General features: G+C 71.3%; 12 protein-coding genes. 10 read left to right on the top strand and 2 right to left on the bottom strand.

Annotation, left to right across the window (positions count from 1 at the left end; translation table 11 throughout):
* Positions 1–9: 9 nt before the first annotated feature.
* A complete protein-coding gene (locus tag FYC51_RS10060) occupies positions 10–1230 on the bottom strand; it encodes an ATP-binding protein (RefSeq protein ID WP_187432571.1) in 1221 nt (406 codons plus the stop codon).
* A gap of 117 nt (positions 1231–1347) precedes the next feature.
* Here FYC51_RS10060 and FYC51_RS10055 point away from each other — a divergent pair, with 117 nt between their 5' ends.
* The 10 genes from FYC51_RS10055 (at position 1348) to FYC51_RS10010 (ending at position 13302) form a co-directional block, all read left to right on the top strand.
* Entirely contained in the window at positions 1348–4458 is a 3111-nt protein-coding gene (locus FYC51_RS10055; protein ID WP_148733408.1) for a Na+/H+ antiporter subunit A, read from the top strand.
* Positions 4455–4973 carry a Na(+)/H(+) antiporter subunit C gene (locus tag FYC51_RS10050; RefSeq protein ID WP_148733407.1) on the top strand — a complete coding sequence of 173 codons (519 nt, stop codon included), beginning with the start codon at positions 4455–4457 and terminating at the stop codon, positions 4971–4973. The genes FYC51_RS10055 and FYC51_RS10050 overlap by 4 nt, the downstream gene beginning before the upstream one ends.
* On the top strand, positions 4970–6556 hold the full coding sequence (locus tag FYC51_RS10045) for a Na+/H+ antiporter subunit D (protein ID WP_148733406.1): 1587 nt from the start codon (positions 4970–4972) through the stop codon (positions 6554–6556). The genes FYC51_RS10050 and FYC51_RS10045 overlap by 4 nt, the downstream gene beginning before the upstream one ends.
* Positions 6553–7146, top strand: a complete 594-nt coding sequence (locus FYC51_RS10040; RefSeq protein ID WP_148733405.1) for a Na+/H+ antiporter subunit E — start codon at positions 6553–6555, stop codon at positions 7144–7146. Before FYC51_RS10045 ends, FYC51_RS10040 begins: the two co-directional genes overlap by 4 nt.
* Positions 7143–7415: an MrpF/PhaF family protein gene (locus FYC51_RS10035; RefSeq protein ID WP_148733404.1), complete on the top strand. Its 273-nt coding sequence runs from the start codon at positions 7143–7145 to the stop codon at positions 7413–7415. Before FYC51_RS10040 ends, FYC51_RS10035 begins: the two co-directional genes overlap by 4 nt.
* Positions 7412–7771, top strand: a complete 360-nt coding sequence (gene mnhG, locus FYC51_RS10030; RefSeq protein ID WP_148733403.1) for a monovalent cation/H(+) antiporter subunit G — start codon at positions 7412–7414, stop codon at positions 7769–7771. Before FYC51_RS10035 ends, mnhG begins: the two co-directional genes overlap by 4 nt.
* Before the next feature lie 237 nt (positions 7772–8008).
* Complete coding sequence (locus tag FYC51_RS10025) at positions 8009–10192, top strand: hybrid sensor histidine kinase/response regulator (protein WP_222863228.1); 2184 nt, start codon at positions 8009–8011, stop codon at positions 10190–10192.
* Positions 10192–10581, top strand: a complete 390-nt coding sequence (locus FYC51_RS10020) for a response regulator (protein ID WP_148733402.1) — start codon at positions 10192–10194, stop codon at positions 10579–10581. Before FYC51_RS10025 ends, FYC51_RS10020 begins: the two co-directional genes overlap by 1 nt.
* A complete protein-coding gene (locus tag FYC51_RS10015; RefSeq protein ID WP_148733401.1) occupies positions 10571–11707 on the top strand; it encodes an adenylate/guanylate cyclase domain-containing protein in 1137 nt (378 codons plus the stop codon). The genes FYC51_RS10020 and FYC51_RS10015 overlap by 11 nt, the downstream gene beginning before the upstream one ends.
* Positions 11704–13302: a peptide ligase PGM1-related protein gene (locus FYC51_RS10010; RefSeq protein ID WP_148733400.1), complete on the top strand. Its 1599-nt coding sequence runs from the start codon at positions 11704–11706 to the stop codon at positions 13300–13302. The genes FYC51_RS10015 and FYC51_RS10010 overlap by 4 nt, the downstream gene beginning before the upstream one ends.
* Before the next feature lie 12 nt (positions 13303–13314).
* Here FYC51_RS10010 and FYC51_RS10005 read toward each other — a convergent pair whose 3' ends face one another.
* The gene (locus tag FYC51_RS10005) at positions 13315–14100 is read right to left on the bottom strand and encodes an enoyl-CoA hydratase/isomerase family protein (RefSeq protein WP_148733399.1); all 786 of its coding nucleotides are present in this window, start codon (positions 14098–14100) and stop codon (positions 13315–13317) included.
* Between the last annotated feature and the right edge of the window lie 48 nt (positions 14101–14148).

Genomic DNA, 14148 nt, shown 5'->3' with positions numbered 1-14148 from the left:
GCGCGGTCATCAGTCGTCCCTCCGCTTGCGCTTCTGGATCTCGGGCACGTGGAGCTCGGGGACCGCCCGCAGCATGAAGGCGTCGAAGTCGGGAACGGTGAACGCGGCGTAGCCGTGCTCGGGCGTGTACAGGAGGCCCATGTCGATCAGCTCGGCCCGGGTCGGCCCGACCTGGGTCGACTCCCGCCCCATGACCCTCGCGACATCCGATGCCTTCTGCGGCTTCGAGCCGAGTTCGGCCATCGCCCGCAGGTAGGAGGTCTGCAGCGGTGTTGCCCGATCGAGGCGCACCCGGAAGAACGAGCCGTCGAGCTTGGCCTCGTACGCCTCGCGGGCGGTCGCCACGTCGGCGCGACGGACGCGGTGCTCGGTCGCGACGCCCCAGACCTGGTAGCCGAGCTCCTGGATGAAGTACGGGTACCCCTGGGTGATGCGGATCGCGAGCTCCACCGCGTCGTCGTCGAAGGTCACGCCCTCGACGAGGGCGGGCTCGACCAGGGCCTTCGCCGCGTCCTCCTCGTCGAGCGACCCGACCGTCGGGAAGGTGAACAGCCGCTCCGCGTAGCTCTTCGCGTCGCCGGCCAGCTCCGCGATCTGGGGCAGGCCCGCGCCGACGAAGGTGATGGGCAGCCGGCGCTGCACGGTCTTGTGCACGGCCTGGATGAGCGCCTCGAGCTGGCTCCGCCCGAGGAACTGGACCTCGTCGATGAGGAGGGCGACCCCTCGGTCCTGCTCCTCGGCCGCCTCTCCCAGGGCGACGAACACGTCGGTCAGGTCCATCGAGAGGTCGCCGTGGTCGCCGGCGCCCTCCGCAGCGGGCACGTCCCAGGAGACGCTGAACGTGCCCTTCTGGTCGACGGAGACCGCGAAGGCGCTCAGCACCTCCGCTGCGCGTCGGGCTCGGTCCGTCCATCGCGCCCGCGGCGAGAGCCGGAGCAGGGCGGCCTTGAGCTGCGAGAACATCGCCTGGCGGAAGCGCGTGTCGTCGTGCTTGCTCGCCTCGAGCTCGACCACCTCCCAGCCCGCACGACGCGCGATCTCGCCGAACTTGCCGAGGAGGACGGTCTTGCCGACGCCCCGGAGCCCGGTGATGATCATCGACTGCTCGGTGCGACTCCGCTCGAGGCGCTGGAGCAGGACGGTGAAGGCCTCGAGCAGGTCGTCCCGGCCGACCACGATCTCTGGAGCGGCCCCGGCGTTGGGCGTGTACGGATTGCTGACGGCGTCCACGACCCGTAGCTTAGGAGGTTTTGCACGCTTTATGAAGCATCGATAAAGCGACCTAAACATTTGGCGAACTCCGATAGACTGCTCGGACGGAATGTTGCGCGAGTGCTGGGAGGTCGGATGATCACCAGCCTCGTCGCCTTCGGCGTCGTCGCCCTCCTCACGCCGCTCGCCACGAGGCTCCTCGGCCGGCGCATCTTCCCGATCATCGCCCTCGTCCCCGCCGCCGTCTTCGTCGTGCTGCTCGCCTGGCTGCCCGGGGTCGTCGCGGGCCGTCCGGTCGTCGAGGTCGTGCCCTGGATCCCCCAGCTCGGCATCGCGCTGTCCTTCCGGCTCGACGCGCTCGCGCTCCTGCTCGCCCTCATCGTCACGGGCGTGGGCGCGCTCGTGCTGCTCTACTGCACGCACTACTTCCGCGACGACGAGCCCGCCCTCGGTCGGTTCGCGGCGCTCCTCCTCGCCTTCGCGGGCGTGATGCTCGGCCTCGTCACCGCCGACGACGTCTTCCTGCTCTTCGTCTTCTGGGAGGCGACGAGCGTGCTCTCGTACCTCCTCATCGGCCACTACACCGGCCGCAAGGAGAGCCGCGGTGCCGCCCTGCAGGCGCTCACCGTCACGACCTTCGGCGGCCTCGCCATGCTCGTCGGCCTCGTGCTGCTCGTGGTCGCGGGCGGCACGACCTCGCTCTCCGAGCTCATCGCGAACCCGGTGACCGGCGCGGCCGGCGAGTGGGGCATCGCCCTCGTGCTCGTCGGCGCGATCTCCAAGAGCGCGCTGGTGCCGTTCCACTTCTGGCTCCCCGCGGCCATGGCCGCTCCCACGCCGGTGTCCGCGTACCTGCACGCCGCGGCGATGGTGAAGGCGGGCGTGTACCTGGTCGCGCGCATGGCCCCCGGGTACGCCGACCTCGACGTGTGGCATCCGATCGTCATCGGGCTCGGCGTGCTCACGATGCTCGTCGGCGGCTGGCGCGCGTTGCGCCAGTACGACCTCAAGCTCCTGCTCGCGTACGGCACGGTGAGCCAGCTCGGCTTCCTCGTGCTCGTCACCGGGTACGGCACCCGCGACGCTGCCCTCGCGGGCGTCGCGCTGCTGCTCGCGCACGCGCTGTTCAAGGCCGCGTTGTTCCTCGTGGTCGGCATCGTCGACCACGCCGCGGGCACCCGAGACTGGCGCAGGCTCTCCGGTCTCGGACGACGGATGCCCGTGATCGCGACCATCGCGATCGTCGCCGCGGCGTCGATGGCGGGCCTGCCGCCGCTGCTCGGATTCGTCGCGAAGGAGGCCGTGTTCACGGCGTTCCTCGAGGCGGCGGCGGCCGGCGAGTCGTGGGCGTGGGTCGCCCTCGTCGGTGCGTTCCTCGGCTCGGTGCTCACCGTCGCGTACTCGGTGCGCTTCGTGTGGGGCGCGTTCTGGACACGCCCCGACCTCGAGCCGACACCCCTGCACGAGGAGTCGCCGCTCATCGGCCTGGCCCCCGGCATCCTGTCTGCTGCGAGCCTCGTCGCGGCGTTCGCCATCTCCGCGATCGAGCCGCTCCTCGCCGCCTACGCGGATGGGCTGCCGGGGCCGCACGACTACCACCTCGCGCTCTGGCACGGACTCGAGCCGGCGCTCTGGATCTCGCTCGCGGTGTTCGCGCTCGGCGCGCTGCTCGTCTGGGGCCGCGTTCGCGTCGCCCGCCTGCAGGCCGCCGTGACCCCGATGGTCGACTCGGCACGCGGGTACCTCGGCATCGTCTCCGTCGTCGACCGCGTCGCCGCGGCCGTGACCACCGCGATCCAGCACCGCGGGCTGCCCGGCTACCTGGCGATCATCGTCACGGTGTTCATCGGCGGGCTCGGCGCGGCATCCGTCATGAACACCACCTGGCCCGACGGCATCCGGCTCTGGGACTACCCGGCGCAGCCGTTCCTCGCGTTCGTCATGGCCATCGCTGGGCTCGCGGCCGCCACGGTGAGGCAGCGGATGACGGCGGTGCTGCTCGTGAGCGTCACGGGCTACGGGCTCGTGCTGCTGTTCGGCATGTCGGGCGCGCCCGACCTCGCGCTCACGCAGGCGCTGGTCGAGACGATCGTGCTCGTGGTGTTCGTGCTGGTGCTGCGCCGCCTGCCCCGGCAGATCGCGCAGCGCAACCCGCCCGTGCACAAGGTCGCGCGCGGCATCATCGGCGCGCTCGCCGGGATCGTGATGGGCATCATCGGCCTGGTCGCGCTGGGCGCCCGCATCGAGCCGACCATCGCCGAGGGGCTGCCGGCGCTCGCGATCGAGGCGCACGGCAAGAACATCGTGAACGTCATGCTCGTCGACATCCGCGCCTGGGACACGCTCGGCGAGATCTCGGTGCTCGTCGCGGTCGCCACCGGCGTCGCGAGCCTCATCTTCGTCTCGGGTCGCACGGGCGGCGCGCCGCGGCTCGACCTCGCCGAGCTCGACGTGCCCGTCGACCGGCGGCAGCGCCTGCGGCCGGTGCCCGAGCCCGCGTCGAGCATCCGCGCCCCGCGCACGAGCCTCGCCGACACCGAGGGCGAGACGGATGCCGCGGCCGAGGCCGCATCGACCCGGCAGACGTGGCTCCTCGCCGGCCGCACCCTGTCGCCGCGCAACCGCTCGATCCTCATCGAGGTGCTCGTGCGGCTGCTGTTCCACCCCGCGATCATCGTGTCGGTCTACCTGCTGTTCGTCGGCCACAACGCCCCGGGCGGCGGCTTCGCGGGCGGCCTGCTCGCGGGCCTCGCCCTCGTCGCGCGCTACCTCGCCGGCGGACGGTACGAGCTCGGCGAGGCGGCCCCCGTCGACGCCGGCCGGCTGCTCGGCACGGGACTGCTGCTCGCAGCCGGCACGGCGGCCGGCTCGCTCGTCTTCGGCACCGCCCCGCTCGAGTCTGCCTGGTTCGAGGCCGACCTCCCGCTCATCGGCACCATCTCGATCGGCACCTCGACGCTGTTCGACATCGGCGTCTACCTGGTGGTCGTCGGGCTCGTGCTCGACATCCTCCGCTCGCTCGGCGGCGAGGTCGATCGCCAGGAGGAGCTGGCGGGCGACGAGAGCGAGGAGGGCGGCGACCTCGATCGCGGCGGCGCGGCGGCCGGCGCCGACCTCGAGCAGGGCGAGGGCCCCGAGCTCGCCGAGCGCCCCGAGCACGTCGACGCCGAGCTCGAGACGCCGCTCACCACCGCCGGCCGCACCGGCGGCGACGCCCGAGCCGACGCAGGGGAGGCCCGCCGATGACCGCCTCGCTCACGCTCGTGGTGCTCATGGCCGTGCTGTTCGGTGCGGGCATCTCGATCATGCTCGAGCGCAGCCTCACGCGCGTGCTCATCGGCTTCCTGCTCGTCGGCAACGCGGTGAACATCCTCATCTACCTCATGAGCGGCGCGCCGGGCCTCGCTCCGATCCTCGGCGTGGGCGTCGACCCCGACGAGATCTCCGACCCGCTGCCGCAGGCCTTCGTGCTGACGGCGATCGTCATCAACCTGGGCATCACCGCGTTCATGCTCGCGCTCATCTACCGGTCGTGGTGGCTCGCCCAGCTCGGCACGAAGGGCGACCTCGTCGACGACGAGGAGGAGGACGTGCAGGACGCAGAGGAGGCCGCCGACCTCATCCGCAGCTCCGCGGCCGACGACGCGGCCATCCAGGAGATCATCGACGCGAGCGACGAGGAGCCCGACGAGGCGCTCGAGGAGGAACTCGAGCTCGAGGCATCCGCCCGCGACCGCAGCGAGGGGGGTGACGACCGATGACCGCCGTGCTCGTGCCGCTCGTCGTGCTGCTGCCCCTGCTCGGAGCGGCGACCGCGCTCATCCTCGGCCGCCACCGCCGCGCGCAGATGGGCGTGAGCGCGACCGTGCTCGGCGGCGTCGTGGTGATCGCCGCGGTGCTGCTCGGCGCCGTCGACGCGGGCGAGCCGACCGTCGTCTCGGTCGGGGCATGGCCGGCGCCCCACGGCATCGTGCTCGTCGTCGACCGCCTCTCGGCGATCATGCTGCTCATCTCGGCGATCGTGCTGCTCGTCGTGCTCGTGTACGCCGTCGGGCAGGGCGTGGCCGACCGCCACCGCGAGACGCCGGTGTCGATCTTCCACCCGAGCTACCTCATCCTCTCGGCGGGCGTGTTCAACGCGTTCATCGCGGGCGACCTGTTCAACCTCTACGTCGGGTTCGAGATCCTCCTCTCGGCGAGCTACGTGCTGCTCACGCTCGGCGGCACCGGTGAGCGCATCCGCGCGGGCGTCACCTACATCATCGTGAGCCTCGTCTCGTCGCTGTTCTTCCTCTCGGCGATCGCGCTCATCTACGGCGCGACCGGCACCGTGAACATCGCGCAGCTCTCGGTGCGGCTCGCGGAGCTCCCCGACGGCGTGCAGCTCATCCTGCACCTGCTGCTGCTCATCGCGTTCGGCATCAAGGCCGCGGTCTTCCCGCTGTCGTTCTGGCTTCCCGACTCCTACCCGACGGCCCCCGCCCCGGTCACCGCGGTCTTCGCCGGCCTGCTCACGAAGGTCGGCGTCTATGCGATCATCCGCACCGAGACCGTGATCTTCACCGAGAGCGACCTCACGCTGCTGCTCATGGTGGTCGGCGGGCTGACGATGCTCATCGGCATCCTCGGCGCGCTCACGCAGGCCGACATCAAGCGACTCCTGTCGTTCACGCTCGTGAGCCACATCGGCTACATGATCTTCGGCATCGCCGTGGGCACGCAGCTCGGCCTCGCGTCGACGATCTACTACGTCGTGCACCACATCACCGTGCAGACCACGCTGTTCCTCACCACCGGACTCATCGCGCGCTTCGGCGGCGCGACGTCGATCAACCGGCTCGCCGGGCTGCTCAAGGCGTCGCCGCTCCTCGCGGTCCTGTTCTTCATCCCGGCGCTGAACCTCGGCGGCATCCCGCCGTTCTCGGGGTTCCTCGGCAAGGCGGGCCTGTTCCTGGCCGGGGCCGAGCAGGCGGGCGCACCGGATGCCGCGGGCACGGCCTGGCTCACCTGGGCCGTGATCGCCGCGGGCGCCGCCACCTCGCTCATCACCCTCTACGCCCTGACGCGGTTCTGGAACATGGCGTTCTGGCGCGGACGCGACGAGCTCGAGGGCTACGAGTCGGTGCTGCTCGGGTCGGTGCAGGAGGCGCCGGAGGGCGCGACCGTCACCGCGACGCGCACCACGCCCGTGCTCATGGTCGCGGCGACGACCACGCTCGTCGTGGTCACGGTGCTGCTCACGGTGTTCGCCGGTCCGCTCTTCGAGCTCACCGACCGCGCGTCGTTCGACCTCGTGAATCCCGAAGCGTACGTCTCGCTCGTGTTCCCCGGAGGCATCCGATGAGCCGGCCCGAGCTCGAGGTCTCGCGCTGGCGATCGGTGTGGCGGCAGCTGCCGCTACTCATCGGGCTCGTCGCGCTCTGGCTCTTCCTCTGGGACCACGTCGACACGCTCACCGTCGTGACCGGCGTCATCCTGGCGATCGCCGTCACGCGCGTGCTCTACCTGCCGCCCGTGCTGCTGAGCGGCCGGTTCAACCCGTGGCGCGGCCTCCTGCTCGGACTGCGCATGATGTTCGACGTCGTCGTCGCGTCGCTGCAGGTCGCCGTCCTCGCCGTGAACCCGCGCTGGAAGCCGATGAACTCGATCATCGCCGTGCAGCTGCTCACCCGCTCCGACCTCGTCACGACCCTCACCGCCGAGGCGATCTCGGTCGTGCCGGGCACGGTCGTCGTCGACATCGACCGCGAGCGCGGCCTGCTCTACCTGCACGCACTCGGCACGCGCACCGAGGCCGACATCGAGCGCACCAGGCGGGGTGTGCTCGGCACCGAGGAGCGCATCGTGCTCGCGATCGGCACGCACGCGCAAGCGGTCGCCGTGCGCGAGGCGCAGCGCGCGCGGCGCGGCTCCGAGAAGGGACGGACCCCATGACCTTCCTCACGTTCGTCAGCATCATCGCGGGCGTCATGTTCGGAATCGGTGCGCTCGCGGCCGTGTACCGCATCATCCGCGGGCCGTCGATCCTCGACCGAGCGCTCGCCACCGACGTGCTGCTCGCCATCGCGATCTGCGCCCTCGGTGCCGAGATGGCGATCAACACGCACACCGACACGCTCGTGGTCATGCTGATCCTCGCGATGTTCGCGGTCGTCGGGTCGATCTCCATCGCCCGGTTCATGGCGAAGCAGGATGCCTCGTGAGCGCGAGTGAGATCGTCGTCGGCGTGCTCATCCTGGTGAGCGCCTTCCTCTCCATGGCCGCCGGGATCGGCATCGTGCGGTTCCCCGACGTGCTCACCCGCCTGCATGCGGCGACGAAGCCGCAGGTGCTGGGCCTGGCCGCCGTCCTCGTCGCGATCCTCGTGCAGGTGCCGACGTGGGGCGTGCTCACGACCATCGTGCTCGTCATGACGTTCCAGCTGCTCACGCAGCCGATGACCGCGCACATGCTCGGCCGTTCGGCGTACCGCACCGACCACGTGCGCCGCGACCTGCTCATCGAGGACGACCTCGGCCGCGACATCGAGGAGCACGACCAGGAGGACGCGCGCCGCTGAGGCGTGCCCGCTTCGTCCAGCCGCGGCCGGCCGCGCTGGCACGCGATCTGGGTCATTGCGTGGTCGGCGCCACCGCGAGGAGAATGTCGGCTGAAGTCGCGTTCGTGCGAACGGTCTCCGAAGAAGGAGAGGCCACACATCAGCGAGCGGGGTCGCAGCAGCATCAGCGAGGAGGACTTCGAACGCCTCCAGCGCGACTACACCGACGCCACCGAGCAGTTCGCGGCGACGAACGAGGTGCTCACCGCGCTCGGCAGATCCTCCTCCGACCCCGATGCGGTGCTCGACACGGTCGTGGAGAGCGCGCGACGCCTGTGCCGGTGCGAAGCGGCGCAGGTCTACCTGATCGAAGGCGACTACTTCGTCCTCTCGTCGTCGGTGGGACTCTCCGACGAGTTCGTCGACTACGTGGAGACGCATCCGCTGCAGCGCGACCGCCGCACCCTGATCGGCCGGGTGACGCTCGATCGCGAGGTGCAGCAGATCGCCGACGTGCTGAGCGACCCGCAGTACGGCCGCCAGGACGTGCAGCAGATCGGCGGCTTCCGGACGCTCATCTCGGCGCCGATGCTCCTCGACGGCGAGGTCGTCGGCGCGCTCTCGCTCTGGCGCACCGAGGTCGCCCCGTTCGACGAGCGCGCCATCGCCCTGCTCGAGGCGTTCGCGGCGCAGGCCGCCGTCGTCGTGCGCAACGTGCACCTGGTGCGCGCCCTCGAGGCTCGCGGCGCCGAGCTCGCCCGGCGGATCGAGCAGCTCGAGGCGCTCAGCGAGGTCGGCGCGGCAGTGAGCTCGAGCCTGGTGCTCGACGAGGTGCTCTCGAACATCATCATGAACGCCGTGCGATTCGCCGGATGCGACGGCGGCTCCATCATGGAGTACCTCCCCGAGGACCGGAGCTTCTCGGTGCGGAGCGCCTATGCGTCGAGCGCCGAGCTCCTGCGCAAGCTCCGCGGCATCCGCATCGACGTCGAGACCACGCTCGTCGGCCGCGCGGCGCTCGAGGGCCATCCGATGTCGGTCGCGGACCTCGACACCGTCGAGCTCGACCCGCACCTGCAGCTCCTGCACGACGACGGCTGGCGGTCGGTGCTCACCGTGCCGGTGCTCCGCGGCACGCAGATCATCGGCGCGCTCGTCGTGCGCCGCAAGCGCACGGGCGGGTTCTCGGACGAGACGATCGAGTTCCTCGAGACGTTCGCGAGCCAGTCGGCGCTCGCGGTCTGGAACGCACGGCTCTTCCGCGAGCTCGAGACGAAGACCGCCGAGCTCGAGGTCGTGAGCCAGCACAAGTCCGAGTTCCTCGCGAGCATGTCGCACGAGCTCCGCACCCCGCTCAACGCGGTCATCGGCTTCTCGGAGGTGCTGCTGGAGCGGATGTTCGGCGAGCTCAACGACCGCCAGGACGAGTACCTCCGCGACATCCTGAGCTCGGGCCGGCACCTGCTCAACCTGCTCAACGACATCCTCGACCTCTCGAAGGTCGAGGCGGGGCGGATGGAGCTCGCGCCGTCGACGTTCTCGGTGTCGTCGGCCATGGAGTACGGCATCTCGATGGTGCGCGAGCGCGCCGCGATGCACGGGCTGACGCTGACCCTCGAGGTCGACCCGACCGTCGACGTGATCGACTCCGACGAGCTGCGGGTCAAGCAGGTGCTCCTCAACCTGCTGAGCAACGCGGTGAAGTTCACCCCCGACGGCGGCCGCATCGCGGTGGTCGCCCGGCGCGACGGCGACGAGCTCGCCGTCACCGTGACCGACGACGGCGACGGCATCCCCGCCGAGGACCGCGAGCGCATCTTCGAGTCGTTCCAGCAGGGCGGACGCGGCACGCAGCGCGAGGAGGGGACGGGCCTCGGCCTCACGCTGTGCCGGCGCATCGTCTCGCTGCTCGGCGGTCGGATGTGGCTCGAGTCGGAGGTCGGGCGGGGCAGCACGTTCGGCTTCACCCTCCCGCTCGACGGACCCGTCGTCGAGAGCGCACCCCAGTCCGCCGACCACGCGAACCTCCCGGTCGTGGTCGTGATCGACGACGACCGCGCCTCCCTCGACCTCATGACCGCCTACCTCGACGGGCTCGGCGTGCAGGTGGTGCACGCCCGCGACGGCGAGGAGGGCCTCGAGCTGATCCGGGCGCTCGGGCCGGCCGCGGTGGTGCTCGACATCCGGATGCCGGGACTCGACGGCTGGCAGGTGCTCACCCGCGTGCGCGAGGACCGGGCGATGAGCGCAGTCCCGGTGATCATCGTGTCGATCCTCGACGAGCGTTCGCGGGGCATGACGCTCGGCGCGACGGACTACCTCGTGAAGCCCGTCGGCCGCGAGGAGCTCGTCGGCGCGCTGCGGCGGGTCGGCGCGGTGCACTCGGGCTCGCTCCCGGGCCGCAACGGGCGGCCCCCGCAGGACCCGGAGGAGGCGGGATGATGGCCGGCCGACGCATCCTCGTCGTCGAGGACAACCCGCTCAACCTCAAGCTCGTGCGCGACGTGCTCACGGCCTTCGAGTACGAGGTCGTCGAGGCGCACACCGGCGAGGAGGGCGTTGAGCTCGCGGGCACCTGCTCACCCGACCTCGTGCTGATGGACCTGCAGCTCCCCGGCATCGACGGGTACGAGGCGCTCCGCCTCCTGCGGCAGGATCCCCGGCTCGGGTCGGTGCCCGTGGTGGCGGTCACCGCGTTCGCCATGAAGGAGGACCGGGAGCGCACCGCCCGCGAGGGCTTCGACGGCTACCTCGGCAAGCCGATCAGCGTGCGGGCGCTGCCCGGGCAGGTGAGCGAGTTCCTGAGCAACGGACGGAACGATGCGCCGTGACGAGGTCACCATCCTCGCGGTGGACGACCTGCCCCAGAACCTCCGGCTGCTCGACGCGGTCCTGAGCCCACGCGGCTACCGGGTGCTCACGGCGTCCTCGGGCGAGGAGGCGCTCGCGATGCTGCCCACGGCCGGCGCCGACCTCGTGCTGCTCGACATCGTGATGCCCGGCCTCGACGGCTACGAGGTGTGCCGCCGCATCCGGGCCAGCGAGTCGTTCGCCTTCCTGCCGGTCGTCATGATCACGGCGAGCGGCGAGCAGGAGAAGGTCCGTGCCATCGAGGCCGGCGCCGACGACTTCGTGAGCAAGCCGTTCGACCAGGGCGAGCTCCTCGCCCGCGTCGCGTCGCTCGCCCGCATCAAGCGCTACCACGACACCATCGAGCGGCAGGCCGAGGAGCTCGCGGCGTGGAACGTCGAGCTCGAGGCGCGGGTCGACGCGCAGGTCGCCGAGCTCGAGCGGGTCAACCGACTCCGCCGCTTCCTGTCGCCGCAGCTCGTCGACGTCGTGCTGGATTCGGGCGAGGAGGGCGTGCTCGCCAGCCACCGGCGCGAGATCGTCGTGGTGTTCTGCGACCTCAGGGGCTTCACCTCGTTCGCCGAGGCGAGCGAGCCCGAGGAGGTCATGGGCGTCCTGGCCGAGTACCACCGCGCGCTCGGAGAGCTGATCTACCGGTTCGAGGGCACGCTCGAGCGGTTCACGGGCGACGGGCTCATGGTGTTCTTCAACGACCCGTTGCCGGTCGACGATCCGGCCGAGCGGGCGGTGGCGATGGCGGTCGCCATGCGCGAGCGCGTCGCCGAGCTCGCCCACGGCTGGAGCCGGCAGGGCAACGACCTCGGCTTCGGCATCGGGATCGCCCAGGGCTACGCGACGCTCGGCCGCATCGGGTTCGAGGGGCGGTTCGACTACGCCGCCATCGGCAGCGTCACGAACCTGGCCGCCCGGCTGTGCGCCGTGGCGGAGGCCGGGCAGATCCTCGTCGCCCAGCGCGTGTACTCGGCGGCCGAGGGGCTGGCCACGGGCGAGCCGGTCGGCGAGCTCGACCTGCGCGGCTTCAGCCGGCCGGTGCGGGCGTTCGCGATCACGGGCATCGACGAGCCGAAGGCGGAGGTGGGGACATGACCACGGTGGATGACGCGACGAGGACCGCCTCGACGACGGCCACGCTGTCGGGGCTCGACGAGGACGCCCGGAACCTGCGCTTCGATCGGCTGCAGGAGCGGATGCCGTCGGTATGGGACGCGATGCGACTCGGGCTCGAGGACGAGTCCGTCGTCGTCATCCCGTCGGTGACGTTGAGCCGGGCGGTCCCGGGAAGCGGCAGCGGCAGCATGGCGCAGGCGTTCGAGGAGCGGTTCCTCTTCCTGCTGCTCCTGCTCCGCCAGCCCCGGCTCCGCATGGTCTACGTCTCGTCGATGCCCATCGATCCGCGCATCATCGAGTACTACCTCGCGCTCCTGCCCGGCGTCATCCCGAGCCACGCGCACGCCCGGCTGACGATGGTCCCGGTCGGCGACGCGTCGCCGCGACCGCTCAGCGTGAAGCTGCTCGAGCGCCCGCGGCTGCTCGAGAGGATCGCGGGTCTCATCCCGAACCGCGGCCGCAGCCACCTCATCCCGTACAACACGACCGAGCTCGAACGCGACCTCGCGCTCGAGCTCGGCATCCCGATGTACGGCTCCGACCCCCGGCTGGCCGACCTCGGCACGAAGACCGGATGCCGCCGGCTCTTCGGCGAGGTCGGCGTGCCGTATCCGCTCGGAGCGGAGGACCTGCACGGCCTCGACGAGGTGGTCGACGCGATCGGCGGGCTGCTCGACGCGCGGCCGACCATCGGCCAGGTCATCGTGAAGCTCAACGACGGCGTCTCGGGGGCCGGCAACGCGCTCGTCGACCTGGGCGGCGTCGGCGGGCTGCCGGCGCCGGAACGGCGCTCGGCGATCGCCGAGCGCGTCGACGGCATGCGGCTCGAGGCGCAGGACGTGCCGTTCGCGGCCTACGTGGCGAAGCTCGAGTCCGACGGCGGCATCGTCGAGGAGCGCATCGTGGGCGAGGAGCTGCTGAGCCCGAGCGTGCAGCTGCGCTCGCTGCCCGACGGCACGGTCGAGCTCCTGTCGACGCACGACCAGCTGCTCGGCGGCGCGAGCGGGCAGAGCTACCTGGGCTGCGTCTTCCCGGCCGATCCGGCCTACTCGCGCCTCATCAGCGAGCCGGCGACGGCGATCGGCGAGCGGCTGGCCGCCGAGGGCGTGCTCGGGCGGTTCGCGGTCGACTTCGTCACGATGCGGGATGCCGCGGGCGGATGGTCGGCGTACGCGATCGAGCTCAACCTCCGCAAGGGCGGCACGACGCATCCGTTCCTCACCCTGCAGTTCCTGACCGATGGGCGGTACGACGCTGAGACGGGCCGGTTCCTCACGCCCGAGGGCGCCGAGAAGCACCTCGTCGCCACCGACCACCTCGAGGGCGAGGAGCTGCGGGCGCTCTCGATCGGCGACCTGTTCGACGTGGTCGCACGGCACGGCCTGCACTTCGACCAGTCGCGGCAGACCGGGATCGTGTTCCACATGATCAGCTCGATCACCGAGCACGGTCGCGTGGGCATGACCGCCGTCGGCGACACCCCCGAGCAGGCGATGGAGCTCTACGAGCGGGCCGGCCGCGTGCTCTTCGACGAGGCCCGGCTCGCCGCGTCGGAGCGGCCGCTCCCCGACTAGGCGTCGGCGAGCTCAGCCGCGGCCGGTGAACTCCGGCCTGCGCTTCTGCTGGAACGCGGCGAAGCCCTCGCGGTAGTCGTCGGTGTCGCACAGGGCCGCCTGCGCCCGGTTCTCCTGGTCCATCGACTGCCAGAGCCCGAGGCGGTCGTCGCGCAGCGATGCGATGAGCGACTTCGAGGCCACGAACGCCTGGGTGGCCCCGGATGCCGCGGCGCGGGCCGCGGCGCGGGCGGCATCCGTCACCTCGTCGGCGGGGAACACCTGCGAGAACAGGCCCGCGGCGACCGCCTCGGTGCCCGACATGAGCCGGCCCGTGACGATGAGGTCCATGGTCCGGTGCGCGCCGAGCCGTTCGAAGAACAGCGCGTGGCCGCCAGAGTCGAGGGTCGCCCCGAGGTTGGCGAACGGAGAGCCGATCTTCGCGGTGTCGGCGACGTACACGATGTCGCTCGCGATGAGCAGTCCGAGCCCGACACCGAGGCACGCGCCGTGCGCGACGGCGAACGTGGGAGCCGGGAAGGCCGCCATGCGCTCGAGGAGCGGCTGCACGCGCCCGCCGAGGTACCCGATCACGTCGTCGTCGCGCGGGTCGACGCCCGAGATGTCGCGGCCGGCGCAGAACGCGCGACCCTCGCCGCGCAGCACGAGCGCCCGCACGTCGCCCGCCTCGGCCGCGTGCTCGGCCGACGCGTACGCCTCGGTCAGCTCGGCGAGCGCCGCGACGTCGAGGGCGTTGAGCTTGTCGGGGGCGTTCAGCACGACCTCCGCCACGCCGTCGGTGACGCTGAGTTCGATCATGATGCTCCTTCGTCGGGGCGCGGCCCGACGTCGGTGTCGGGCCCGCTC

Source organism: Agromyces mariniharenae (genome assembly GCF_008122505.1).
Lineage (GTDB): Bacteria > Actinomycetota > Actinomycetes > Actinomycetales > Microbacteriaceae > Agromyces > Agromyces mariniharenae.
Note: the sequence above shows the minus strand (reverse complement) of the source record. Positions and strands in the feature narration are given on the sequence as shown.

Coding starts and splice junctions, on each gene's coding strand:
- FYC51_RS10055 (WP_148733408.1), top strand. CDS start 1,348: ATGATCACCAGCCTCGTCGCCTTCGGCGTCGTCGCCCTCCTCACGCCG.
- FYC51_RS10050 (WP_148733407.1), top strand. CDS start 4,455: ATGACCGCCTCGCTCACGCTCGTGGTGCTCATGGCCGTGCTGTTCGGT.
- FYC51_RS10045 (WP_148733406.1), top strand. CDS start 4,970: ATGACCGCCGTGCTCGTGCCGCTCGTCGTGCTGCTGCCCCTGCTCGGA.
- FYC51_RS10040 (WP_148733405.1), top strand. CDS start 6,553: ATGAGCCGGCCCGAGCTCGAGGTCTCGCGCTGGCGATCGGTGTGGCGG.
- FYC51_RS10035 (WP_148733404.1), top strand. CDS start 7,143: ATGACCTTCCTCACGTTCGTCAGCATCATCGCGGGCGTCATGTTCGGA.
- FYC51_RS10020 (WP_148733402.1), top strand. CDS start 10,192: ATGGCCGGCCGACGCATCCTCGTCGTCGAGGACAACCCGCTCAACCTC.
- FYC51_RS10015 (WP_148733401.1), top strand. CDS start 10,571: ATGCGCCGTGACGAGGTCACCATCCTCGCGGTGGACGACCTGCCCCAG.
- FYC51_RS10010 (WP_148733400.1), top strand. CDS start 11,704: ATGACCACGGTGGATGACGCGACGAGGACCGCCTCGACGACGGCCACG.
- FYC51_RS10005 (WP_148733399.1), bottom strand. CDS start 14,100: ATGATCGAACTCAGCGTCACCGACGGCGTGGCGGAGGTCGTGCTGAAC.